26 protein-coding genes are annotated in these 22,022 nt (G+C 55.5%); 11 read left to right on the top strand and 15 right to left on the bottom strand.

Annotation, left to right across the window (positions count from 1 at the left end):
* Nucleotides 1-4 precede the first annotated feature (4 nt).
* On the bottom strand, nucleotides 5-1,390 hold the full coding sequence (gene dnaA, locus AFK66_RS19410; RefSeq protein WP_004386001.1) for a chromosomal replication initiator protein DnaA: 1,386 nt from the start codon (nucleotides 1,388-1,390) through the stop codon (nucleotides 5-7).
* Between the two features lie 609 nt (nucleotides 1,391-1,999).
* Here dnaA and rpmH point away from each other — a divergent pair.
* The 6 genes from rpmH to AFK66_RS21840 all read left to right on the top strand — a co-directional run bounded on the left by rpmH (nucleotide 2,000) and on the right by AFK66_RS21840 (nucleotide 6,259).
* Nucleotides 2,000-2,140, top strand: a complete 141-nt coding sequence (gene rpmH, locus AFK66_RS21850) for a 50S ribosomal protein L34 (protein WP_000831330.1) — start codon at nucleotides 2,000-2,002, stop codon at nucleotides 2,138-2,140.
* A 14-nt stretch (nucleotides 2,141-2,154) separates the two neighbouring features.
* Complete coding sequence (rnpA, locus tag AFK66_RS19405; protein WP_004386002.1) at nucleotides 2,155-2,514, top strand: ribonuclease P protein component; 360 nt, start codon at nucleotides 2,155-2,157, stop codon at nucleotides 2,512-2,514.
* Complete coding sequence (gene yidD / locus AFK66_RS21845; RefSeq protein ID WP_004386003.1) at nucleotides 2,478-2,735, top strand: membrane protein insertion efficiency factor YidD; 258 nt, start codon at nucleotides 2,478-2,480, stop codon at nucleotides 2,733-2,735. The genes rnpA and yidD overlap by 37 nt, the downstream gene beginning before the upstream one ends.
* A 2-nt stretch (nucleotides 2,736-2,737) precedes the next feature.
* The gene (yidC, locus tag AFK66_RS19400) at nucleotides 2,738-4,390 is read left to right on the top strand and encodes a membrane protein insertase YidC (RefSeq protein WP_032967944.1); all 1,653 of its coding nucleotides are present in this window, start codon (nucleotides 2,738-2,740) and stop codon (nucleotides 4,388-4,390) included.
* A 100-nt stretch (nucleotides 4,391-4,490) separates the two neighbouring features.
* Entirely contained in the window at nucleotides 4,491-5,855 is a 1,365-nt protein-coding gene (gene mnmE / locus AFK66_RS19395; protein WP_007703708.1) for a tRNA uridine-5-carboxymethylaminomethyl(34) synthesis GTPase MnmE, read from the top strand.
* Between the two features lie 152 nt (nucleotides 5,856-6,007).
* Complete coding sequence (locus AFK66_RS21840) at nucleotides 6,008-6,259, top strand: hypothetical protein (protein WP_007781101.1); 252 nt, start codon at nucleotides 6,008-6,010, stop codon at nucleotides 6,257-6,259.
* Here the strand turns inward: AFK66_RS21840 and AFK66_RS19390 are convergent.
* From AFK66_RS19390 to AFK66_RS19365, 6 genes are read right to left on the bottom strand one after another with little or no spacing between them, the layout of a single operon-like run.
* Nucleotides 6,220-6,618 carry a rhodanese-like domain-containing protein gene (locus tag AFK66_RS19390; RefSeq protein ID WP_007781103.1) on the bottom strand — a complete coding sequence of 133 codons (399 nt, stop codon included), beginning with the start codon at nucleotides 6,616-6,618 and terminating at the stop codon, nucleotides 6,220-6,222. The genes AFK66_RS21840 and AFK66_RS19390 overlap by 40 nt on opposite strands.
* A 59-nt stretch (nucleotides 6,619-6,677) precedes the next feature.
* Nucleotides 6,678-7,592, bottom strand: coding sequence for a type 1 periplasmic-binding domain-containing protein (locus AFK66_RS19385; protein ID WP_032986345.1), 915 nt, complete (start codon nucleotides 7,590-7,592; stop codon nucleotides 6,678-6,680).
* 40 nt (nucleotides 7,593-7,632) lie between these two features.
* A complete protein-coding gene (locus AFK66_RS19380; RefSeq protein WP_007781175.1) occupies nucleotides 7,633-7,959 on the bottom strand; it encodes an AzlD domain-containing protein in 327 nt (108 codons plus the stop codon).
* Complete coding sequence (locus AFK66_RS19375) at nucleotides 7,935-8,657, bottom strand: AzlC family ABC transporter permease (protein ID WP_007781177.1); 723 nt, start codon at nucleotides 8,655-8,657, stop codon at nucleotides 7,935-7,937. Before AFK66_RS19375 ends, AFK66_RS19380 begins: the two co-directional genes overlap by 25 nt.
* Nucleotides 8,639-9,121 (bottom strand): GNAT family N-acetyltransferase, encoded by a 483-nt coding sequence (locus tag AFK66_RS19370; RefSeq protein ID WP_023899720.1) that lies wholly within the window; start codon nucleotides 9,119-9,121, stop codon nucleotides 8,639-8,641. The genes AFK66_RS19375 and AFK66_RS19370 overlap by 19 nt, the downstream gene beginning before the upstream one ends.
* Complete coding sequence (locus AFK66_RS19365) at nucleotides 9,105-9,851, bottom strand: 2OG-Fe dioxygenase family protein (RefSeq protein ID WP_007779703.1); 747 nt, start codon at nucleotides 9,849-9,851, stop codon at nucleotides 9,105-9,107. Before AFK66_RS19365 ends, AFK66_RS19370 begins: the two co-directional genes overlap by 17 nt.
* Nucleotides 9,852-10,095: 244 nt before the next feature.
* Between AFK66_RS19365 and AFK66_RS19360 the strand changes: the two genes are divergently transcribed.
* The 3 genes from AFK66_RS19360 (at nucleotide 10,096) to AFK66_RS19350 (ending at nucleotide 12,516) form a co-directional block, all read left to right on the top strand.
* Nucleotides 10,096-10,956, top strand: a complete 861-nt coding sequence (locus tag AFK66_RS19360; RefSeq protein ID WP_007779701.1) for a LysR family transcriptional regulator — start codon at nucleotides 10,096-10,098, stop codon at nucleotides 10,954-10,956.
* 213 nt (nucleotides 10,957-11,169) lie between these two features.
* Nucleotides 11,170-11,919 carry a 4'-phosphopantetheinyl transferase family protein gene (locus AFK66_RS19355; protein WP_032968516.1) on the top strand — a complete coding sequence of 250 codons (750 nt, stop codon included), beginning with the start codon at nucleotides 11,170-11,172 and terminating at the stop codon, nucleotides 11,917-11,919.
* Nucleotides 11,920-11,946: 27 nt separating this feature from the next.
* On the top strand, nucleotides 11,947-12,516 hold the full coding sequence (locus AFK66_RS19350; RefSeq protein WP_007779697.1) for an NADPH-dependent FMN reductase: 570 nt from the start codon (nucleotides 11,947-11,949) through the stop codon (nucleotides 12,514-12,516).
* 32 nt (nucleotides 12,517-12,548) lie between these two features.
* On the opposite strand, the gene AFK66_RS19345 is transcribed toward AFK66_RS19350, so the two are convergent.
* A complete protein-coding gene (locus AFK66_RS19345; RefSeq protein ID WP_007779694.1) occupies nucleotides 12,549-13,886 on the bottom strand; it encodes an NCS2 family permease in 1,338 nt (445 codons plus the stop codon).
* Nucleotides 13,887-14,055: 169 nt separating this feature from the next.
* On the opposite strand from AFK66_RS19345, the gene yieH reads away from it, so the two are divergent.
* Nucleotides 14,056-14,721, top strand: a complete 666-nt coding sequence (gene yieH / locus AFK66_RS19340) for a 6-phosphogluconate phosphatase (RefSeq protein ID WP_007779692.1) — start codon at nucleotides 14,056-14,058, stop codon at nucleotides 14,719-14,721.
* Between the two features lie 179 nt (nucleotides 14,722-14,900).
* Here the strand turns inward: yieH and AFK66_RS19335 are convergent, their stop codons facing one another.
* The 6 genes from AFK66_RS19335 to pstS all read right to left on the bottom strand — a co-directional run bounded on the left by AFK66_RS19335 (nucleotide 14,901) and on the right by pstS (nucleotide 20,823).
* Nucleotides 14,901-16,043: an alpha/beta hydrolase-fold protein gene (locus AFK66_RS19335; RefSeq protein WP_032969082.1), complete on the bottom strand. Its 1,143-nt coding sequence runs from the start codon at nucleotides 16,041-16,043 to the stop codon at nucleotides 14,901-14,903.
* Nucleotides 16,044-16,185: 142 nt separating this feature from the next.
* The gene (gene phoU, locus AFK66_RS19330) at nucleotides 16,186-16,911 is read right to left on the bottom strand and encodes a phosphate signaling complex protein PhoU (protein WP_004387543.1); all 726 of its coding nucleotides are present in this window, start codon (nucleotides 16,909-16,911) and stop codon (nucleotides 16,186-16,188) included.
* A 58-nt stretch (nucleotides 16,912-16,969) separates the two neighbouring features.
* Nucleotides 16,970-17,743: a phosphate ABC transporter ATP-binding protein PstB gene (gene pstB, locus AFK66_RS19325; protein WP_004387544.1), complete on the bottom strand. Its 774-nt coding sequence runs from the start codon at nucleotides 17,741-17,743 to the stop codon at nucleotides 16,970-16,972.
* A gap of 50 nt (nucleotides 17,744-17,793) precedes the next feature.
* Entirely contained in the window at nucleotides 17,794-18,684 is an 891-nt protein-coding gene (gene pstA / locus AFK66_RS19320) for a phosphate ABC transporter permease PstA (protein ID WP_007779687.1), read from the bottom strand.
* The gene (gene pstC / locus AFK66_RS19315) at nucleotides 18,684-19,643 is read right to left on the bottom strand and encodes a phosphate ABC transporter permease PstC (protein WP_004387546.1); all 960 of its coding nucleotides are present in this window, start codon (nucleotides 19,641-19,643) and stop codon (nucleotides 18,684-18,686) included. Before pstC ends, pstA begins: the two co-directional genes overlap by 1 nt.
* 139 nt (nucleotides 19,644-19,782) lie before the next feature.
* Complete coding sequence (gene pstS, locus AFK66_RS19310) at nucleotides 19,783-20,823, bottom strand: phosphate ABC transporter substrate-binding protein PstS (RefSeq protein WP_004387547.1); 1,041 nt, start codon at nucleotides 20,821-20,823, stop codon at nucleotides 19,783-19,785.
* A gap of 198 nt (nucleotides 20,824-21,021) precedes the next feature.
* Between pstS and AFK66_RS19305 the strand changes: the two genes are divergently transcribed.
* Complete coding sequence (locus tag AFK66_RS19305) at nucleotides 21,022-21,348, top strand: hypothetical protein (RefSeq protein WP_007779683.1); 327 nt, start codon at nucleotides 21,022-21,024, stop codon at nucleotides 21,346-21,348.
* 44 nt (nucleotides 21,349-21,392) lie between these two features.
* Here AFK66_RS19305 and AFK66_RS19300 read toward each other — a convergent pair whose 3' ends face one another.
* Complete coding sequence (locus AFK66_RS19300; protein ID WP_007779680.1) at nucleotides 21,393-22,010, bottom strand: hypothetical protein; 618 nt, start codon at nucleotides 22,008-22,010, stop codon at nucleotides 21,393-21,395.
* Nucleotides 22,011-22,022: the final 12 nt, after the last annotated feature.

Below are 22,022 nucleotides of genomic sequence, written 5' to 3'. Positions count from 1 at the left end.
AGCGTCACGAAGATAATGTTCTGATTAAATTGGAGAAATCTTCTTTGATATCGTGGCTTTCCTCACGCAGCTGCTCAATCTTGCGGCAGGCGTGCAGCACCGTAGTGTGGTCGCGGCCGCCAAACGCATCGCCGATCTCCGGCAGGCTGTGGTTGGTCAGCTCTTTGGCGAGCGCCATCGCCATCTGGCGCGGACGCGCGACCGAGCGGGAACGCCGCTTGGAGAGCAAATCCGCCACCTTGATCTTGTAGTACTCGGCCACCGTCTTCTGAATATTGTCGATAGTGACGAGTTTTTCCTGCAGCGCCAGCAGATCGCGCAGCGCCTCGCGCACGAAATCGATAGTGATCGCACGGCCGGTAAAGTTGGCGTTGGCGATCACGCGGTTCAGCGCGCCCTCAAGCTCACGCACGTTGGATCGCAGACGCTTGGCGATAAAAAAGGCCACTTCGCCTGGCAGGCGGATATCGTTCTCATCCGCCTTTTTCATCAGGATCGCCACGCGAGTTTCCAGCTCCGGCGGCTCAATGGCTACCGTGAGACCCCATCCGAAGCGCGATTTCAGACGATCCTCAACCCCGTTGATCTCTTTTGGATAGCGATCCGAGGTGAGAATGATCTGCTGATTGCCTTCCAGCAGGGCGTTAAAGGTGTGGAAAAACTCTTCCTGGGATCGCTCTTTATTGGCGAAGAACTGAATATCATCAATAAGCAGCGCGTCCACCGAACGGTAGTAGCGTTTGAACTCTTCGATAGCGTTGTTTTGCAGCGCTTTCACCATGTCCTGGACGAAACGCTCAGAGTGCATGTAGACCACTTTGGCGTTGGGCTTGCGCGCCATGATGCCATTGCCCACCGCATGCAACAGGTGCGTTTTACCGAGACCCGTGCCGCCATAAAGGAAGAGCGGGTTATACGCGCCGCCGGGGTTGTCCGCCACCTGACGCGCCGCCGCGCGGGCCAGTTGGTTGGATTTACCCTCAACGAAGTTATCAAAGGTATGTTTGACGTTGACGTTCGAACGGTAAGAAGGCTCCGCGGGTGCGGGCACGTTGTCCCACGCCGGGCGGACGGGTGCTGCCGCGGGCGCGGCCTGCGCAGGTTTTACCGCCTGGCTTGCCGGTGCGGTTGTCGCCGCCGTCAGCGGTTTCGTGCCGACTTCAAAGCGCAGCAGCGGCGCGTCAGAGCCGCAGAAATCATTCAGTAATCCGTTAATATTATTGAGGTATTTGTCCCTTACCCAATCGAGCACAAACCGGTTTGGCGCATACAAAGCCAGCGTGTTATCGCTCAGTTCCGCCTGTAGGGGGCGTATCCACATGCTGAATTCAGTGGCTGGTAACTCATCCTGCAATCGGGCAAGACACTGCTGCCAAAGCGAAAGTGACACGGCGGACTCCACTCGAACAAAAGTCGATAAAAGACGAAGACTGAAACATTCATGATTGTTGACACACGCCGATAAGCCCCGAGTCGGGAGGCGTGCGAACCGCTATTTGCGGTTTTTTACCCCGAGGCTGAGATCAGGGATCCCGATCGGGACCGCGGATCATAGCCTAAAGCGAGCCAGAGATCTCCTGTTTCTCACAGATTCTTCCCGATTTATCCACAGGCCTGCGACAGGAGGCTTAAGTGTAATCGATCCTTTGACGGCTGCGGTGCGTTTTACCCGGCATATCGGAAAAATTAATGACGATCCGAAAAACGGCGTGTTATCGATCTAAGGAAGATCCCTGACGATCCTTGCGCTTTGGCGGCGAGCCCGTATAATTCCCCACCCGGTGCGTAAAGCGCGGTTTATCGCCTGAATTTTGCGTGTTTTTTATCCTCAAACTGAGGGGAAAAGCGCGGGAAATAAGGAAAGTGAATTGACTCCGGAGTGTACAATTATTACAATCCGGCCTCTTTAATCGTCGATTACTTTGGCGTAAGTCGTCCGGCAGGCCGTTCGCGCATACGCAAAGTCAGTGAATTTATTCAAGTTTAGGTAGAAATCGCCATGAAACGCACTTTTCAACCGTCTGTACTGAAGCGCAACCGTTCTCACGGCTTCCGTGCTCGTATGGCTACTAAAAATGGTCGTCAGGTTCTGGCACGTCGTCGTGCTAAAGGCCGCGCTCGTCTGACCGTTTCCAAGTAATAGCTAACCCTTTAGTGGTTAAGCTCGCATTTCCCAGGGAGTTACGTTTGTTAACTCCCGCTCATTTCACCTTCGTCTTCCAGCAGCCACAACGGGCTGGCACGCCGCAAATCACCATCCTCGGCCGCCTTAATTCGCTGGGGCATCCCCGCATCGGTCTTACCGTCGCCAAGAAAAACGTTAAACGCGCGCATGAACGCAATCGGATTAAACGTCTGACGCGTGAAAGCTTCCGTTTACGTCAGCATGAACTCCCTCCGATGGATTTCGTGGTGGTGGCGAAGCGCGGGATTGCCGACCTCGATAACCGGGAGCTTTCGGAAGCTTTGGAAAAATTATGGCGTCGTCATTGTCGCCTGGTTCGCGGCTCCTGATAGCCCTCATCCGGGTCTATCAACGCTTCATTAGTCCGCTTCTCGGGCCGCATTGCCGTTTTCACCCCACCTGTTCGCAGTACGGAATTGAGGCATTGCGCAGGTTTGGGGTGTTAAAAGGCAGTTGGTTGACAGTGAAACGCGTATTAAAATGCCACCCTTTGAACCCGGGTGGAGACGACCCCGTCCCGCCAGGACCTTTTGATACCAGAGAACACTAACGATGGATTCGCAACGCAATCTTCTTGTCATCGCTTTGTTGTTCGTGTCTTTCATGATCTGGCAAGCCTGGGAGCAAGATAAAGCTCCAAAACCCCAGGTTCAGCAGACCACGCAGACTACGACCACCGCAGCGGGTAGCGCCGCAAGCCAGGGCGTACCGGCCAGTGGCCAGGGGAAACTCATTACCGTTAAGACCGATGTCCTCTCTCTTACCATCAATACCCGTGGTGGCGACATCGAGCAGGCGCTTCTGCTGGCATACCCGAAAGAGCTGGGCTCCAGCGAACCTTTCCAGCTTCTGGAAACGACGCCGAACTTCGTTTATCAGGCACAGAGCGGCCTGACCGGTCGTAACGGCCCGGACAACCCGAATAACAACAAGGGTCGCCCGCTGTATAACACCGAGCGTGACACCTATGTTCTGGCTGACGGCCAGGATGAGCTGGTGATCCCGATGACCTTCACTGACGAGGCAGGTAACGCCTTCACCAAAACGTTCGCCCTGAAACGCGGCCAGTACGCGGTCTATGTGGGTTACGACGTGAAGAACGCCGGCACGCAGCCGCTTGAAATTTCTTCGTTCGGTCAGCTGAAGCAAACCATCGATCTGCCGAGCCATCGCGATACCGGCAGCAACAACTTTGCTCTGCATACTTTCCGCGGCGCGGCTTACTCCACGCCGGACGAGAAGTATGAGAAATATAAGTTCGATACTATCGCTGACGACGAGAACCTGAACGTGAACGCCAAAGGCGGCTGGGTCGCGATGCTCCAGCAGTACTTTGCGACCGCGTGGGTTCCGGCAAGCAATGTGACCAGCAACTTCTATACCGCCGATCTGGGTCATGGCGTTGCGGCTATCGGTTACAAATCTGAGCCGGTTCAGGTTCAGCCAGGCCAGACGGCTAAACTTGCCAGCACCCTGTGGGTGGGTCCGGAAATTCAGGACAAAATGGCGCAGGTCGCGCCGCACCTTGACCTGACCGTTGACTACGGCTGGTTGTGGTTCATCTCTCAGCCGCTGTTCAAACTGCTGAAATGGATCCACAGCTTCCTTGGCAACTGGGGCTTCTCGATTATCGCCATCACCTTTATCGTTCGTGGCGTGATGTACCCGCTGACTAAAGCGCAGTACACCTCCATGGCGAAAATGCGCCTGCTGCAGCCGAAGATTCAGGCGATGCGCGAGCGTCTGGGCGACGATAAGCAACGCATGAGCCAGGAGATGATGGCGCTGTATAAAGCGGAGAAAGTGAACCCGCTGGGCGGCTGCTTCCCGCTGCTGATCCAGATGCCAATCTTCCTTGCGCTGTATTACATGCTGATGGGCTCGGTGGAACTGCGTCACGCGCCGTTCGCGCTGTGGATCCATGACCTTTCCGCGCAGGACCCGTACTACATTCTGCCGATCCTGATGGGCGCGACCATGTTCTTCATCCAGAAGATGTCGCCGACCACCGTGACCGACCCGATGCAGCAGAAGATCATGACCTTTATGCCGGTCATCTTTACGGTCTTCTTCCTGTGGTTCCCGTCCGGTCTGGTGCTGTACTATATCGTCAGCAACCTGGTGACCATCCTTCAGCAGCAGCTGATCTACCGCGGTCTGGAAAAACGCGGTCTGCACAGCCGCGAGAAGAAGAAAAAAGCCTGATTCTTCAGGGCAACGCTAAAATGGAAGGCGGTCTGATGACCGCCTTTTTCTTTACGTGGGGCAGGTAAAACGCCCCGCCAGACAGAGTGACAGAAAGACCATGAGCCATAACGACACTATTGTCGCCCAGGCGACGCCTCCCGGACGCGGCGGCGTGGGCATTCTTCGCGTCTCCGGCCAACAGGCGCGGGACGTGGCGCAGGCCGTGCTCGGCAAGCTGCCGAAAGCGCGCTATGCCGACTATCTGCCGTTTAAAGACGCGGACGGCACCGCGCTCGATCAGGGCATCGCGCTGTGGTTCCCTGGCCCGAACTCCTTTACCGGCGAAGATGTGCTGGAGCTGCAGGGCCACGGCGGCCCGGTGATTCTGGATCTGCTGTTAAAGCGCATCCTCACCCTGCCCGGCGTGCGTATCGCGCGGCCTGGCGAATTCTCCGAGCGGGCGTTTCTCAACGACAAGCTCGATCTCGCCCAGGCGGAAGCCATCGCCGATCTGATTGACGCCAGCTCTGAACAGGCGGCGCGTTCGGCGCTGAATTCCCTGCAGGGCGCGTTCTCCGCGCGTGTGAACCATCTTGTTGAAGCGCTGACGCACCTGCGCATTTTTGTCGAAGCGGCTATCGATTTCCCCGATGAGGAGATCGACTTTCTCTCCGACGGCAAAATCGAGGCGCAGCTTAACGAGGTCATCGGCGATCTCGACGCGGTACGCGCCGAAGCGCGTCAGGGCAGCCTGCTGCGCGAAGGGATGAAAGTGGTGATTGCCGGCCGTCCGAACGCGGGCAAATCGAGCCTGCTGAACGCGCTGGCGGGCCGCGAGGCGGCGATTGTGACGGATATCGCGGGCACGACCCGCGACGTGCTGCGCGAGCATATTCACATCGACGGCATGCCGCTGCACATCATCGATACCGCCGGTCTGCGCGAGGCGAGCGATGAAGTGGAGCGCATCGGCATTGAGCGCGCCTGGCAGGAAATCGAACAGGCCGACCGCGTGCTGTTTATGGTTGACGGCACGACGACCGACGCCACTGACCCCGCGCAAATCTGGCCCGATTTTATCGCCCGTCTGCCCGCGAAACTGCCGATCACCGTGGTGCGTAATAAAGCGGACGTGACCGGCGAACAGCCCGGCTTAAGCGAAGTGAATGGTCACTCACTTATCCGCCTTTCGGCGCGCACCAATGAGGGCGTGGACGTGCTACGCAATCATCTGAAGCAAAGCATGGGGTTTGATACCAGCATGGAAGGCGGCTTCCTGGCGCGCCGTCGTCATCTCCAGGCGCTGGAAGACGCGGCGAACCACCTACAACAGGGCAAAGCGCAGCTGCTGGGCGCGTGGGCTGGCGAACTGCTGGCCGAAGAGCTGCGTCTGGCGCAGCAGGCGTTAAGCGAGATCACCGGTGAATTCACCTCCGACGACCTTCTGGGCCGTATTTTCTCCAGCTTCTGTATTGGTAAATAACGCCCGCTTCGCCTGATTAGTAAGCATCCACTAACCCGCATTAACAGCTTGTTAATGCGGGTTTTTTATCATCAATGGTGCACTTTTATATCGGTTGTCGTTAACGTCATTACCCATACAGGTACATCGCTTTCATTTACAGGGGCAAATAAATGACGATGGGATTAAAAGCTCTGAAATGGTCCGTTCTGCTGGTTGTCACCGTATTGGTTCTGGGTGGACTATTCGTCTGGTTCGTCGCTGCTAATCTTGATGAAACGGTGGTTAGCAGCATGGTTCAGGCAAAAAAAGAACGGCATTGTCAGCCGTTCTCCATGAATTTTTCCGTGGTGCTTCTTCTCACCGCAGCACCACGCTTTTTATATCAGCAGCCGCAGCTGACCGGCGTACCGTCGCGGCCCTGATGGCCTTCGGTGGCGTAGCCATCGCGTTTCCACCAGTCCAGCCCGCCGATAAGCTCTTTCACCTGGAACCCTAACGTCAGCAGTTTCATCGCGGTTTTGGTCGAGCCGTTGCAGCCGATACCATCGCAATAGCAGATATAGACTTTGGATTTATCCAGTTCCGCGGTGTTGTTAAAACACAGCGCTTTATGCGGCAGGTTAATCGCGCCCGGAATATGCTCGCGCTGGTACGCCTCTTCACTACGGCCATCCACGACAACAATATTTTCCCCGGCATTAAGCGCGAGGTAGAGATCCCATGAATCGGCTTCAAAGGAGAGTTTTTTCTGGTAATACGCCAGTTGCTCAAGGTTTGACATAAATTCCTCGTGTCGTCAGATGGGTAAGGGTGAAGCGCCAGTCAGTGCACAGCGCGATGTCATATCGTCTCCGGTACGGGCTGATAAGCGATAAAGCCCTGGCGCGTGACCTGCCAGAGGCGAAAATGACTAGGGCGGCTCTCGCGCCTCGCATCGAAGCGCAGCGGCCCCAGTACCGTTTGGGCGGGAATGTGCGGAAACGCCGCCGCCGTCTGAATCGCCGCCAGCGTTTCCCACAGGTACGCGCCTGGTTCGCCGCCCCAGCGCCGCTGCCAGGTCTGGCGTACTACATGGGCTATCTCACCCGCCGGGTGCGGACTAATGCCCGCAATCAGGATCTCGTGCTGATTAGGATCGATACCGTGCGCCAGCAAATCCGGCACCAGCGCGGGTGAACCCGCGTCGTCTGTCAGAATCAACCGCCCGGGCAGTTCAATATGCGCCCAGCGAATGGCGTAGCGAACCGACGCGGCGTAGCGGCCTGAAAATATCCGCGTCGGGCCATAGGGCGTAATCGGCAGCGCTGCCGCCAGTTGTTCCGACACGCTGATGCCATGCAGCGAGCCGTCATGTTCGGGTGTGGCGACCTGCCACTGCGCCTGTGTGACACGCTCTTTCAGCCAGGCGACATAGTCGGCATCGCTATCGCAGAGCCGCCATGTCGTTTCGTTGCGCGTCAGATGGCTGGCGGTCGCGGCGGGCAGAAACAGCGGCACGCCACGTCTGGCGTATTCAGGCGCAGCAGCGGCGGCCGCGGAAGAGACATAATGCCCGACGACAGCGTCCGCGCCCCAGGCCGCTATTTCCCGCGCGGCGCGTAGCGCGCCCTCCCGACTGCCGCCGTCGTCAAATAGTCTGATCTGCGCCTCTTTTACCAGCTGTCCATGTCTGGCGAGCACCACGGCACGTAAAAAAGTATGCGCATGCACAGAAAATTTCGGATCAAGGCAGGCCACGCAGGCAATACGTTTCATTAATAGCGTCGATCCTTTATCCGTACGCCGAAGCGGTGAATTATCCAAAAAGAAAATGGCTGGCGAGTACCTGACAGATAACGCCCACCACCACGCTGACAATTAAGTTCTTCGTAAACCAGGCGACGAATACGACGGGCAACGCCGCCAGCACGCTGGCGTTATATAAACTGAACCCTGCGTTTTGCGGAAAGCACAGCGCCGGGATCGTGATGCTGGAAATGACCGCGGCCGGAATGTACTCAATCACCGCGTTAATAAAGCGCGGCGTGCGCTCCGGGCTTAAATGCAGCGGGATGAGTCGAATCGCAAACGTCACCGCCATCATTGAGAAAATGACAATCAGGAGGAAGATTTCTTGAGACATACGCCGACTCCGCAACCGACCGCCGTCGCCACAAAGACGTTCAACGGTGAAATATGGATAAAGTTCATACCAATCGTGGTCGCAACAGAGACCAGCGCGACGATGCGCTTACCGGTGGTATTACAGAGCGCGACCAGCACAAATAACATCATGGCCGTGAGCGCGTAATCGAGCTTGAAGCTGATGAATTTCGCCAGATATTCCGAGGCCACCGCGCCCGCAAACCCCCCCGTAATCCAGGAGACATGACAAAAAGCGTTGAAGCTCAGCAGGTAACTCGCCGTCGTCGCGATGCGGCTCTCCAGGCGCTGGCTGTGCATCGCGAAGGATTCATCGGTAAGCCCGAAGGCATAGAGAGACTTTTTCAGCCCGGACATGCCGACAGGGCCAAGTTTCTTCGACATATACATCGACATCAAAATATGTCGGGAATTGATGAGCAGCGTCGAGAGCACAATAGGCAGCAGTGACGCGCCCGAGGTGAGCAGCGCCAGCGCGGCGAATTGCGCGGTACCCGCGTAGACGAACAAACACATCGCCGCCGGGAACCAGACGGGCAGTCCGGCGTTGAGACACATCACGCCGAAGACAAACGCGACGACGAAATACCCCGCCATAATCGGCGAGGCATTCAGCAGGCTCTCTTTAACATCGCCACGCTCGGCGTAATTCAGGTTTTTTAAAGATCCAGTTCGCACGTCGTTTCTCCTGTGGTCGGTTGAAAACCCTGGGAGCGCCAGAATTTGAACGCGACCTGGTTTTTATCTTCAATAAACAGAAAGACACGTTTAATACCGCTCAGATAAAAATCATTCAGAATGGTTTTTGTCAGCACTGTGCCAATTTTGTTATTTCTGAAAATGGGCGAAATGGCAATATGGTTTAGCGTGGCGCGCGTGCCGAGCATACCGCCAATAATGGCGCCCACCAGGACGCCATTCTGGTCTTTCGCTAAATAACAGCGGGCATTCTCTGCCGCGACAATTTTGCGAATATGCTCTTCATCCTGCCATTCACAAAACGCCACCTCTTTAAAGAATTTTAAAAAGCTGACGATATTGCAGGCGTCGTTAATAGTCGCTTTAGAAATAACTAATCCATCCGGTGCCGTGTTTTTTTCAGCGTCAGAAGAAACAAGCTGGAGTTTATTTGATGATATCATATTCCGTCCCCGGCTTTGAAAACGAAACGGCGATAATCTGACGAAAGCCCATCGCGTCTTCTGTCGGGTTAAACGCGCTGGTCACGTAATGCAACATTTCACGGTCAAGGAAAAAGGTGGTGTCGAGAATATTGCGATAGGTGCCTGAATCCACCAGCGTACCGTCTTTCTTAAAGACCTGGCTCATAGCGCCTTCGACATTGTGACGGCCCCAGAAGTGCACGCCGCTGAAGGGATAACCATCGCAGTGGATACCTTCTGGCGTAATTTCCAGCTCGCAGCCAGGCTTAATTTCGATACGAATTTGATGAATCTGACACTGCCAGACTTCATTATGCAGTTCCGGCGGCAGCACTTCTTTATAGACGTTGAAATCCAGCTCCACCAGCGAGCGCAATACCGGCGAATGTAATACCTCAGTGGTGATGTCATCGAAGTGACGCTCAATACCGCCAACATATTTATTATGCTCGACTGACTGTTCATACGCGCGATGGCCGAGCGGCGTTAATGTTTTAGTGACCGGGTTGTAATCAAAATCGCTGTAACGGCGATAACGCGTTCCGCGATCGGCCTGACCATAGAATTTATCAATGCCCATCGTTTCCCAGCTTTGCGTAAATTTAACGAAGTCGCTAAATCCGCCGGTCAGTGAGAAATCTAAACCCAGAACATTTACCGCTTTATTTTTTCTCAGGTCATCGCCGATATTTTTATTGAGCTGTAACATATATTCTATATTCATCTAGGGTGGGTGGGGAGGTTTTGTGTTAAACTACCAGTTAATTAAGTTATTTATATTCAATTCTTTTTCAGTCACCTTAATAATCATTTTAAGCAGGGCGGCTTAAGGTCTTTCTGACCGAAAAAACAGGTAAAACCGGAGTTTTCGGCCAGCGTAATGACCGCGTATCAATTGATCATTCTTATGGCGGTTGATATAAAGAGAAGACCGGCACGTCATGGGGTGACATATGGATATTAAAGTTTTGAGGAATCTGCTAAAAACCGCGCAGATGGGTTCGTTAACCTGCGCCGCAGAAGAGGCGAATATCACCATTCAGGCGCTGGCGGCGCAGCTTAACAAAGCGGAAGAATATTTCGGTTTTAAAATATTTAATCGCAATAATAAAGGCGTGGTACTAACCACTGAGGGTAAGGATTTACTGCCCTATATTATGAATGTCGTCAAAACTTCCGAGCACCTGCGTCTTAAAGCCGAACAGCTTAAGAAAAGCACCACCACCCCGATTCGCATCGCGCTAAACAGCACCTTCTCCGTCGATACCAACAAGAAAATCATTAACTTCATGATCGACAAACTGAGCGACTACAGCGTGATTTTCAGCACGTCCGAATCGCCGGAAAACCTGGTGAAAATCGCCAAGGACGAAACCGACATCGCGGTGGTACTGGGCGGCAATGTACCGCCCGGCTTCTACAGAATAAAATTAACCGGGCTGCATATTAAGGTGATTGCCGCCTGCTCGGCAGACAGCGCCGCCGCTGCCACCACGCTGGTACAGCCGCTGGCCGAGTGCCCGTACTCATCAAGCTTTGATAAATTCACCGCTCGCCATAAGCCGCTGCTTCAGGAGGCCAGCGTGATTTTCTCCTGCAGCGAGCTGATTACCGTTTCCCTGATGAAAAGCTTTAGCAGCATCGGCATTATTTCTCAGGATCTGGCGCAGACGAACGGCCTGACCATTCTGCCGGATTTTGAAGATATCCTTGATGTGCACCTGATAATGAAAGAGCCGATCCTGACTGAACACGATCTGGAATCGTTCTATAACAATGTGGTGCATCTGCCAGAGATCCCACTGACCGCCTGAGCGGCTTCAGGACTGTCCTGAGAGCGCAGGAAGTCGCGTTGAGGCAGGCAGGCTGCCCATACCGTGCGATAATTTTGTAAAAGTCCGTACAGAGTACTTTTCAGCGTCTGCATTAGGCATTAAAACCTAAACACTATCGGGCTGATGAGTTGCAGATTACGCATTTATCGTTTCGATAATTACCCCTTACTGACCATTATCATGGAGTGGAAAATGGCAACGCATTTTGCAAGAAGGACGCTTGGCCCCGAACTCAGTATCTCCCCCAGGCTCTCAGCCGACACGCTGAAAGCCGCGCAACACCTGCCGGAGCACCGCCGCAGCCGTTTTCTGGCGTCGCGATCGCTGCTGGCCGAGCTGGTATTTATGCTGTATGGCATTCCTGTGCTGCCGGAAATCGTGGTCAACGAGCAGGGCCGCCCGCGCTTTACCGACCCAGGGCTTGCGGATTTTTCTCTCGCCCATACCGGCAATATGCTGGGTGTGGCGATTACCACCGAAGGCTGTTGTGGGCTGGATATGGAACTACAGCCCGCCACTCGCACGTTTACGCACCCTCTCGCACCGCAAACCGGCCATACGCTTAGCAAAAATGAAACTATCTGGGTCGATAATCAAAATGATCCACAGGAAGCGCGTACCCAGCTGGTAACGCTGCGCCGCAGCCTGCTGAAGCTGACAGGCCAGCAGAACGATGACGGCCAGCACTTTCAGCTGTTGCCGGGTTCAGGCAAGCTGCGTGTGGCACAGTTCCCGCAGGTGGAAGCGGCGTGTGATGCTGAAGACGTATTAATCTGGACGGTAGCGGTATCGCCCGCCATTGAAAAGCTCTATCTGTGGGAATATGACAGCATACAGGGCTGGCGCAGCCTGCCGGACATGCGCAAACGCAGCACCAGCCCGGATACGCGCCTGATGCGCTTTACCAGTCTGCCCTCGGAAAAAGCGATGATTATCAACTAATCTGCTTTGACAATCCTGGAGGTTTCTATGTCTGACACGCTAAAGGTAGTAACGCTGATTGGCAGCCTGCGCAAAGGCTCCTTTAACGCCATGGTAGCCCGCACGCTGCCGAAACTGGCGCCCGCCGGCATGACGGTTGCCGAGTTGCCCTCCATTCGCGACATCCCCATTTATGACGCCGATATCCAGCAGGAAGAAGGCTTTCCGCAGACGGTGGAAGCGATAGCCGCGCAGATCCGCGAAGCAGACGGCGTGGTCATTGTGACGCCGGAGTATAACTATTCCGTGCCAGGCGGGCTGAAGAACGCCATTGACTGGCTGTCACGTCTGCCCGACCAGCCGCTCGCGGGCAAGCCGGTGCTTATTCAGACCAGCTCAATGGGCGCGATTGGCGGCGCGCGCTGCCAGTATCATCTGCGGCAGATTCTGGTGTTTCTCGATGCGATGGTAATGAACAAACCGGAGTTTATGGGCGGGGCGATTCAGAACAAAGTCGATACGCAGACCGGCGAAGTGGTGGACCAAAGCACGCTGGATCACCTGACCGGCCAGCTGACCGCATTTGCGGAGTACATTAAGCGGGTGCGCCACGAATAATAAAAAGGCCAGCGATTCGCTGGCCTTTTTGATTAATGCGCGTCGATAAAGACAATTTTCAGCAGGAACAGCAGCGCCACGACCAGCACGCAGGCGTTCAGATCGCGCAGGCGACCGGTGAAAATCTTCATCACGCAGTAAGAGATAAAGCCCAGCGCGATGCCTTCAGTAATCGAGAAGCTAAACGGCATCATGACGGCGGTAATAAACGCCGGCACCGCTTCGGTCAGGTCATCCCACTTCACGCGCGACAGGCTGGACGTCATCAGCACACCCACGTAAATCAGCGCGCCCGCAGCGGCGTAAGGCGGCACCATACCCGCCAGCGGCGAGAGGAAAATCACCAGCAGGAACAGCAGGCCGACCACGACCGCGGTAAGGCCGGTGCGCCCGCCAATGGAAACGCCGGATGAGGATTCGATATAAGCGGTCACGGACGACGTCCCGATAAACGAACCGGCCACAGAGGAGATGCTGTCCACATACAGCGCCTGCTTCATGCGCGGGAATTTGCCGCTTTCATCGGCAAGCCCGGCCTTATCGGTCACGCCAATCAGCGTGCCGGAGGAGTCGAACAGGTTGACCAGCATAAATGAGAAAATCACGCCCGCGAGGCCGATATCCAGCGAGCCCGCGAGGTCAACATGGCCCAGCACCGTCATTACGCTCGGCGGCTCTGATACCACGCCTTTGAAATGCACATCGCCAAACGCGAGGCCCAGCAGCGTAGTCACAATAATAGAGACCAGCACCGCCGCGTGAATATTGCGGGAGGCGAGAATAGCGATGATAAAGAAGCCCAGTACGCCAAGCAGCGTGGTGTGGGAGGTGAGGTTACCGATAGCCACCAGCGTTTCCGGGTTCGCGACGATAACGCCCGCGTTTTTAAGCCCCATCATGCCGATAAACAGACCGATACCGCTGGTGATCCCGATACGCAGGCTCACCGGAATATTGGCAATCATCCAGTAGCGTACGCGGAAAATGGTCAGCAGCAGCAGACCGACAGCGCCCCAGAAAATCGCGCCCATCCCAACCTGCCAGGAGAGACCCATTGCGCCAACCACCACAAACGCGAAGAAGGCGTTCAGGCCCATCGCCGGTGCCAGCGCGACCGGCAGATTCGCCAGCAGGCCCATCAGAATGCTGCCGAACGCGGCGATAAGACAGGTCGTGACGAAGACTGCGCTGGTGTCCATGCCAGCCGCGCCGAGGATCTGCGGGTTTACAAAAACGATATACACCATCGTCAGGAAGGTCGTTACGCCTGCGATCACCTCGGTGCGGGCCGTGGTGCCGTGCGCGCGTAATTTAAACACGCGCTCAAGCAATCCCTGCCCTTCGGCCTGGGACGTCTGTTGTTGGCTCATTCTCTAATTCCGTACAAGGAGGGGAAAAATTCGTCGCTATCCTATACCAAAAAGGCCCGATATTGACGGTCATCACAGACTTTTTTTCATTGAATTTGCTTATACGGCATCGATTGCGTAACGCAAAGCGCTTAGAGTAAACGTTCAACTTGCAACAACAGGAAACGGCATGTCCCGAATTGAAGCGGTATTTTTCGACTGCGACGGTACGCTGGTGGATAGCGAAGTGATCTGCTCACGCGCCTATGTACATATGTTCGCAAGGGCAGGCATTACGCTTGAACTGGAAGAGGTGTTTAGGCGCTTTAAAGGCGTAAAGCTCTACGAAATCATTGATACGATCAATGCCGAATATGGCGTGCAGCTGGAGAAAGCTGAGCTTGAGCCGGTTTACCGCGCGGAAGTGGCCCGGCTTTTTGACGCGGAGCTGGAAGAGATCCCCGGTGCTGCGGCGCTGCTTGAGAAAATGGCGGTGCCGATGTGCATTGTCTCGAACGGCCCGGTGAGCAAAATGCAGCAGTCGCTCGGCAAAACCGGGATGTTGCACTATTTCACCGACAAGCTATTCAGCGGCTACGATATTCAACGCTGGAAGCCCGATCCGGCGTTGATGCATTTCGCCGCCGATGCTATGCAGGTGAATGTGGAGCGCTGCATTCTGGTGGATGACTCTGCCGCCGGTGCAAAAGCGGGCATCGCCGCCGGGATGCAGGTGTTTTACTTCTGTGCCGATCCGCATAACCCGCCGCTGGAGCACCCGAATGTGACGGTATTTACCGATTTGGCGCAGTTGCCCGCGCTGTGGCGTGCACGCGGCTGGGATGTGACGCGCTGATCATCAGGCAACGGCGGGTGCGCTTCGCTTACCCGCCCTACGGTGTGGATACGGAGTTTTTGTAGGGTGGGTAAGCGCAGCGCACCCACCTGCGCCAGGGATGCAGATTTTTTGTAGGGTGGGTAAGCGCAGCGCACCCACCTTTAACAACTCGCCCTACCGCCCCACATCAACCACCATTAAAAAATCTTCTGCACCCACTCGGCATACGCCGGACGCCATACGGCCATCTCATGACCCAGCCCCGGGTAAACGTGATAATCAAATTTCACGCCGTCGCGCTCAAGCTCGGTTTTCAGCCCGGCGATATCCCGGCCCGTCACGCTGTCTTTATCACCCACCACCAGCGTAAAGTTCCGCAGCTGGCTGTTTACTTCGTCCGCGCGGGAGAGCTGTTTCGTCACGTCGTCATTCGGCACCGTGGCGGTGGTCACGCCGCTCAAGGACGCCAGCCAGCCAAAGCTTTGCAGATGCGTCATGCCGGACACCAGCGCCTGGTAGCCGCCCTGCGACAGCCCCGCCAGCGCGCGCCCCTGCGCATCCTGGCGCACGTTAAATCGCTGCCCGATCAGCGGAATAATATCGTTCATCAGCTCTTTATCCGCCGCGCGGGCGTTAATCGGGTAGAAATCTTTACGACGTTCGGCAGGCGGGAAGTTCTCCGGCACCGCATCGGCGATATCCGTTTCGGTATCCGGGATAACCACCAGCATCGGTTTGATTTTGCCCTCCGCCAGCAGGTTATCCATCATCTGCGGGATACGACCCTGGGTGATGGCGGAAAGCCCGGTATCGCCAAAGCCGTGATAGAAGTAGAGCACCAGCAGCGGTTCACTTTCGCGGCTGTAGCCTGGCGGCGTCCAGACGTACACCCGCCGCTCCGATTTCAGCGCGCCGGAGTGGTACGTCAGCGTGCGCAGATCGCCGTGCGGCACCGCCCGGTCATCAATAATGCTGCCCGGCACCAGAATCAGCGAGGTATTCGGCTGGCGCTGCGGTTTCACATACGGATTGCCGGTATCGATGGAGCGAAACCCGTCAACGTCAAAGAAATACTCGTGCAGATCCGGCGTCATCGGCGCGCTTTTCCAGCTCCAGACGCCATTCGCCTCTTTGCGCATCTCATGGGACACCTGGCTGTCCACCGTCGCGCCGAGCACGACCGCCACGCGCTTCGCATCGGGCGCGAACAGGCGGAAGGTAATGGATTTATCCGGGTTGACCTGCGTGATGTAATGACTAACCGGAATAGACGGATCGGGCATGGCCGGCAGCGGCGCGCTGAAGGCGGATAAACTGACGCAACCAATCACGGCTGCCATCGCGAGAGCGGTACGGGAAGGTAATTTCACGGATTCATCCTTTTATAACGGGCTCGGTAACCCCTTATAGTATTGAGTAAAATCCGCAAAAGGGGCGACGCGCGCCCCAAAATTGCCCTCGCGCGCGGCGAGGGCGGCAGGCTTATTCTTTCGGATCTTTACCGGCGAGCAGTTTATCCAGCTCGTCGCCGCCCACGTGGCGGAAATCCTGGCCCTTCACGAAATAGAAAATGTATTCGCAGATATTCTGGCAGCGGTCGCCGATACGTTCGATAGATCGGGCGCAGAACAGCGCGGTCAGGACGCTTGGAATGGTGCGGGAATCTTCCATCATATAGGTCATCAGCTGACGCACGATGCCTTCATATTCCTGGTCGACTTTTTTATCTTCGCGATAGATACGTACCGCTTCGTCGAGATCCATACGCGCGAAAGCGTCCAGCACGTCATGCAGCATCTGGACGGTATGACGGCCGAGCGACTCCAGGCTCACCAGCAGCGGCTGGTGCTGGTGCGAGAATTTCTCAAGCGCGGTACGGCAGATTTTATCCGCCACGTCGCCGATACGCTCAAGCTCCGCGATGGTTTTAATGATGGCCATTACCAGACGCAGATCGCTCGCGGTCGGCTGGCGCTTGGCGATAATGCGCACGCAGGCTTCATCGATCGCCACTTCCATCATGTTGACCTTTTTATCGCCGTCGATAACGCGTTTGGCCAGTTCGCTGTCCTGGTTGTGCATGGCGGTGATCGCATCGGAGAGCTGCTGCTCCACCAGCCCGCCCATGGTCATCACCTGGGTGCGAATGTATTCCAGCTCAGCGTTGAACTGACCGGAAATATGTTTATTCAGATTCAGATTATCCATTTAGCACTCCACATGCCCGATAAATTCAAAAGCGGCCCACATGAGAAATCCGGGCATATCAACCGTAGCGACCGGTAATGTAGTCTTCGGTCTGTTTCATTTTCGGCTTGGTGAAGAGATCGTCGGTGTTGCTGTACTCGATCAGCTCGCCAAGGTACATAAACGCCGTGTGATCGGAACAGCGCGCCGCCTGCTGCATGTTATGCGTCACGATAACCACGGTGTAATCCTGCTTAAGCTCAGTGATAAGCTCTTCGATACGGCCTGTGGAGATCGGGTCCAGCGCGGAACACGGTTCGTCCAGCAGCAGCACTTCCGGGCGGATAGCAATGCCGCGGGCGATACACAGACGCTGCTGCTGACCACCGGAGAGAGAGTACCCGCTCTGGTGCAGTTTATCCTTGGTTTCGTTCCATAATGCGGCTTTAGTCAGCGCCCACTGCACGCGCTCGTCCATATCGGCGCGGGAGAGTTTCTCAAACAGGCGCACGCCAAACGCGATGTTGTCGTAAATCGACATCGGGAACGGGGTCGGCTTCTGGAACACCATGCCCACTTTCGCGCGCAGCAGCGCGATATCCTGGGAGTGGTTCAGAATGTTTTCGCCATCCAGCAGGATTTCGCCTTCCGCGCGCTGCTCCGGGTAAAGCTCAAACATTTTGTTGAAAGTACGCAGCAGCGTGGATTTACCGCAGCCAGACGGGCCGATAAACGCGGTCACTTCGTTTTTGGCGATATCCAGGCTGATGTTTTTCAGGGCATGGAATTTCCCGTAGTAAAAGTTCAAATCGCGAACCTGAATCTTGCCCGGGGCCTTATTAACCATACTCATCTCAATCGTTTTCCTTATCCGGCGTCGCGAAACGCCACGCCGTCAAAAAATTAACCGTGTTTACGTTTGGCGAACAGCACGCGCGCCAGGATGTTCAGCAGCAGTACGCAAAGGGTGATAATCAGCACGCCTGCCCAGGCCAGCTGTTGCCATTCGGCAAACGGGCTCATGGCGAATTTGAAAATCGTCACCGGCAGGTTGGCGATAGGCTGCATCATGTCCGTGCTCCAGAACTGGTTGGAGAGCGCGGTAAAGAGCAGCGGCGCGGTTTCGCCCGCGATACGCGCGACCGCCAGCAGCACGCCGGTCAGGATGCCCGACACAGAAGCTTTAAGCGTAATGGCGGAGATCATCTTCCACTTCGGCGTGCCGAGCGCGTAGGCCGCTTCACGCAGGCTGTCCGGCACCAGCTTGAGCATGTTCTCAGTGGTACGGATAACAATCGGCACCTGCAACAGCGCCAGTGCAATCACGCCCGCCCAGCCGGAGAAGTGTTCCATCTGCGCCACCACGATGGTGTAGACGAACAGCCCGACGACGATAGACGGCGCAGAAAGCAGAATGTCGTTAATAAAGCGGATAATTTCCGCGAGAAACGACTTGCGGCCATATTCCGCAAGATAGATACCCGCAAGGATACCCAGCGGCGTTCCGATAACCGTCGCCCACAGGATCAGCAGACCGCTGCCCGCCAGCGCGTTCGCAAGGCCGCCACCGGCGGTATTTGGCGGCGGTGTCATCTCGGTAAAGAGCGCCAGGGACATGCCGTCAAACCCGCGCGATACCGTGGATATTAAGATCCAGATAAGCCAGAACAGGCCGAACGCCATCGTCGCCATCGAGAGCGTCAGCGCGATGCGGTTTTTCATGCGGCGCTTCGCCTGCATTTTGCGGCGGGATTCCGCAAGCTCCGTGGTGTTTTGCAGTTCCATCGTCGCCATTAGCGCGCCCCCTCGTTTTTCGCCAGACGCATAATCATCAGCCTGGAGATAGCCAGCACGATAAAGGTGATCACAAAGAGGATCAGGCCCAGCTCCATCAGCGCCGCCACATGTAGCCCGGATTCCGCTTCGGCGAACTCATTCGCCAGCGCCGAGGTGATGCTGTTGCCCGGCATGTAGAGCGACGGGCTGTCGAGCTGGTAGGTGTTGCCGATGATAAAGGTCACCGCCATGGTTTCGCCGAGCGCGCGGCCAAGACCGAGCATGACGCCGCCAATCACCCCATTTTTGGTGAACGGAAGGACGATACGCCAGATAACTTCCCAGGTGGTGCAGCCGATACCGTAAGCCGACTCTTTCATCATCACCGGGGTTTGTTCGAACACATCACGCATAACCGCGGCGATGTACGGAATGATCATGATGGCGAGAATGACGCCCGCCGCCAGGATGCCGATACCGAACGCCGGGCCTGAAAAGAGCGCGCCGATAAACGGGATCGCAGAAAGAACGTTGCCGACCGGCTCCTGGAAATAGGTCGCGAACAGCGGGGCGAAGATAAACAGCCCCCACATGCCATACACAATACTCGGGATAGCCGCCAGCAGTTCAATAGCGATACCCAGCGGGCGCTTCAGCCAGCCAGGCGCCAGCTCCGTCAGGAACAGCGCGATGCCAAAGCTTACGGGAACCGCTATCAGCAACGCGATAAACGAGGTCACAAGCGTGCCGTAAATCGGCACCAGCCCGCCGTAGATATCATTAGGGGCATCCCACTCTTTGGTCCAGAGGAAGGAAAAACCAAATTTCTGGATGCTTGGCCAGGAGGAGAAGATAAGGGAGACGATAATGCCGCCCAGCAGCAATAGCACAATCAGCGCAGCCAGACGAACCAGCGCGCTGAAAATCATATCGCCCTTTTTACCGGGGGGGTTAAATACAGGCTTGGTGGCAGCCATATTTCACTCTTCAGTTAAACTCTGTTTTGAATGATGCCCGGCAGCGTGATGCGTACCGGGCCTACAAAAAACAGCATGTTACCGGATTTTTGTAGGGCGGATAAGCGAAGCGCCATCCGCCATCATCGGTAAATCTCGATCAATACAGCGCTTTGCCGCTGCTGTCTTTAACGTTGGTCTTCCATGCGGCGCGAACCTGCTCAACCACGCTGTCCGGCAGAGAGGCGTAATCCAGGTCATTCGCCTGTTTCGCGCCTGACTTGTAGGCCCAGTCGAAGAACTTCAGCACTTCGGCGCCCTGCTCAGGTTTCTTCTGCTCTTTGTGAACCAGAATGAAGGTGGTGGAGGTGATGGGCCACGCGTCGTCGCCTTTCTGGTTGGTCAGATCCTGCGCGAAGGATTTGCTCCAGTCAGCGCCTTTGGCGGCGTTGGCGAAGCTCTCTTCGGTCGGCGCGACCGGTTTGCCGTCAGCGGAAACCAGTTTGGTGTAGGTCAGGTTGTTCTGCTTGGCGTACGCGTACTCCACGTAACCGATAGAACCCGGCAGACGCTGTACGAACGCGGCGATACCGTCGTTGCCTTTACCACCGAGACCGGTCGGCCAGTTAACGGTAGAGCCAGAGCCGATTTTGGATTTCCACTCGTCGTTCACTTTCGCGAGATAGCTGGTGAAGACGAAGGACGTACCGGAACCGTCAGCGCGGCGCACCACGGCGATATTCTGAGAAGGCAGTTTTTTGCCCGGGTTCAGTTTGGCGATCGCCTCGTCATCCCACTTCTTGATTTTGCCAAGGTAGATGTCGCCGAGGGTTTTGCCATCCAGCACCAGCTCGCCAGACTTGAAGCCCGGCAGGTTAACCGCCAGCACCACGCCGCCGATCACGGTCGGGAACTGGAAAAGACCTTCTTGCTGTAATTTTTCGTCAGAAAGCGGCGCGTCAGAAGCACCAAAATCAACCGTGTTAGCAATGATTTGTTTAACGCCACCGGAGGAGCCGATACCCTGGTAGTTTACCTTGTTACCCGTTTCTTTCTGGTAGGTATCCGCCCATTTGGCATACACCGGCGCCGGGAATGTTGCGCCCGCGCCAGTCAGACTTGCTGCCGCGAAAGCGGAAAAAGCGCTCAGAGATAAGGTCGCGGCGACAACAGTTGCGACGGTGGTACGCATAACTTTCATAATGTCTCCTGCTGGTGTTCGTAATTTATTGTTTCGTGGCTACGGTGAGCAAAGTAGGACAGTTTGGTGACAGATAAATGTACGAATTATGACAGTTTTATGACAATGAAAAAGATGCAGAAATGTCTTACTTAACTTTCTGAATAATAATGCTTTTATAATTCCGCAACCCGCCCGTCATTTATAAGGATAGCCGTAATGATAAAAAAAATGTCACTTTTCGCCGCTGCATCAATACTTACTTTTTCATCAATAAGTTATGCCGCGCCGGTTCAACTGGATGACCACAGTACCCGTATTCACGGCGCGCCGGTGACGATATTCACCAGCGATGGCGTCGTGGCACCGTCTAATGTCGATATCTCAGATGTGGAAAAGGCGGTTGAGGCGTATAAGCGCAAAGAGCAAAACCGCTATTCGGACGACAGAAAAGATAGCGATCTGGAAAATCGCGTGCGGGCGCTGGAGCAGGAAAATGACAAACTGTCCCGTGAGCTGGATGATTTAAAACGCAAGATTAAATAAGCGATGCGCTCCCTGTATAGCGACAGGCAGGGAGCTTACTCATTTTATCGGTCAGGCTCATCGCGGTGTTTTGCCCGTTTTAAGGCGCGTTTTTCCGACGGTCGCTGAAGGGCTTTAGTATGAGCGCGTCGCATTTTATTCGCGAGACACCAGCGAACCAGCCTGAACATCTCCTCACTGTTCATCATTCGCCAGGCGGCCCACACCAGCAGCGCGCCTGCGCTCCAGCAGAGCCAGAACACACCGGAAAGCGGACACAGGATCAATCCGGCAGCCAGCGTTACCAGGCTTAACGCCGCATGGAAAAACGCGCTGTAGAGAAACAGCTGCAAACCGCGGTGCTGCCCTTTTTCTATCATCAACATCACGAGTATCAGCAATACCAGCCAGATAGCCCCTGCAAGTATCCACAGCACAGAAAAAGCGGGCCGCAGCGCGGCGAGATTGAGGACGGCACTTAACACCATGGCATAGACGCACCCCACCGGCACTCGCCAGAAACGGCGCGAGCCGATGATGCGGACATCGGGCAGATCGTGGCGCTCGGCCATTCTAAGTTTGAGCTTATGCAGCCTGCGGTGGGCGATATCGTCATCCACCTCTGCGCTGTAGGTGATGAGCTGATAAAACCGCGTACCGGCGAGCAAGCGCTTTAGCGACATAACATCCCTTTC

The sequence above is a fragment of the Cronobacter malonaticus LMG 23826 genome, from assembly GCF_001277215.2.
Lineage (GTDB): Bacteria > Pseudomonadota > Gammaproteobacteria > Enterobacterales > Enterobacteriaceae > Cronobacter > Cronobacter malonaticus.
Note: the sequence above shows the minus strand (reverse complement) of the source record. Positions and strands in the feature narration are given on the sequence as shown.

What these genes read in the sequence shown, in the direction of transcription:
- rpmH (WP_000831330.1), top strand. Translation starts at nt 2,000, where the DNA reads ATGAAACGCACTTTTCAACCGTCTGTACTGAAGCGCAACCGTTCTCAC.
- yidD (WP_004386003.1), top strand. Translation starts at nt 2,478, where the DNA reads ATGGCGTCGTCATTGTCGCCTGGTTCGCGGCTCCTGATAGCCCTCATC.
- yidC (WP_032967944.1), top strand. Translation starts at nt 2,738, where the DNA reads ATGGATTCGCAACGCAATCTTCTTGTCATCGCTTTGTTGTTCGTGTCT.
- mnmE (WP_007703708.1), top strand. Translation starts at nt 4,491, where the DNA reads ATGAGCCATAACGACACTATTGTCGCCCAGGCGACGCCTCCCGGACGC.
- AFK66_RS21840 (WP_007781101.1), top strand. Translation starts at nt 6,008, where the DNA reads ATGACGATGGGATTAAAAGCTCTGAAATGGTCCGTTCTGCTGGTTGTC.
- AFK66_RS19390 (WP_007781103.1), bottom strand. Translation starts at nt 6,618, where the DNA reads ATGTCAAACCTTGAGCAACTGGCGTATTACCAGAAAAAACTCTCCTTT.
- AFK66_RS19385 (WP_032986345.1), bottom strand. Translation starts at nt 7,592, where the DNA reads ATGAAACGTATTGCCTGCGTGGCCTGCCTTGATCCGAAATTTTCTGTG.
- AFK66_RS19380 (WP_007781175.1), bottom strand. Translation starts at nt 7,959, where the DNA reads ATGTCTCAAGAAATCTTCCTCCTGATTGTCATTTTCTCAATGATGGCG.
- AFK66_RS19370 (WP_023899720.1), bottom strand. Translation starts at nt 9,121, where the DNA reads ATGATATCATCAAATAAACTCCAGCTTGTTTCTTCTGACGCTGAAAAA.
- AFK66_RS19365 (WP_007779703.1), bottom strand. Translation starts at nt 9,851, where the DNA reads ATGTTACAGCTCAATAAAAATATCGGCGATGACCTGAGAAAAAATAAA.
- AFK66_RS19360 (WP_007779701.1), top strand. Translation starts at nt 10,096, where the DNA reads ATGGATATTAAAGTTTTGAGGAATCTGCTAAAAACCGCGCAGATGGGT.
- AFK66_RS19355 (WP_032968516.1), top strand. Translation starts at nt 11,170, where the DNA reads ATGGCAACGCATTTTGCAAGAAGGACGCTTGGCCCCGAACTCAGTATC.
- AFK66_RS19350 (WP_007779697.1), top strand. Translation starts at nt 11,947, where the DNA reads ATGTCTGACACGCTAAAGGTAGTAACGCTGATTGGCAGCCTGCGCAAA.
- AFK66_RS19345 (WP_007779694.1), bottom strand. Translation starts at nt 13,886, where the DNA reads ATGAGCCAACAACAGACGTCCCAGGCCGAAGGGCAGGGATTGCTTGAG.
- yieH (WP_007779692.1), top strand. Translation starts at nt 14,056, where the DNA reads ATGTCCCGAATTGAAGCGGTATTTTTCGACTGCGACGGTACGCTGGTG.
- AFK66_RS19335 (WP_032969082.1), bottom strand. Translation starts at nt 16,043, where the DNA reads ATGGCAGCCGTGATTGGTTGCGTCAGTTTATCCGCCTTCAGCGCGCCG.
- phoU (WP_004387543.1), bottom strand. Translation starts at nt 16,911, where the DNA reads ATGGATAATCTGAATCTGAATAAACATATTTCCGGTCAGTTCAACGCT.
- pstB (WP_004387544.1), bottom strand. Translation starts at nt 17,743, where the DNA reads ATGAGTATGGTTAATAAGGCCCCGGGCAAGATTCAGGTTCGCGATTTG.
- pstA (WP_007779687.1), bottom strand. Translation starts at nt 18,684, where the DNA reads ATGGCGACGATGGAACTGCAAAACACCACGGAGCTTGCGGAATCCCGC.
- pstC (WP_004387546.1), bottom strand. Translation starts at nt 19,643, where the DNA reads ATGGCTGCCACCAAGCCTGTATTTAACCCCCCCGGTAAAAAGGGCGAT.
- pstS (WP_004387547.1), bottom strand. Translation starts at nt 20,823, where the DNA reads ATGAAAGTTATGCGTACCACCGTCGCAACTGTTGTCGCCGCGACCTTA.
- AFK66_RS19305 (WP_007779683.1), top strand. Translation starts at nt 21,022, where the DNA reads ATGATAAAAAAAATGTCACTTTTCGCCGCTGCATCAATACTTACTTTT.
- AFK66_RS19300 (WP_007779680.1), bottom strand. Translation starts at nt 22,010, where the DNA reads ATGTCGCTAAAGCGCTTGCTCGCCGGTACGCGGTTTTATCAGCTCATC.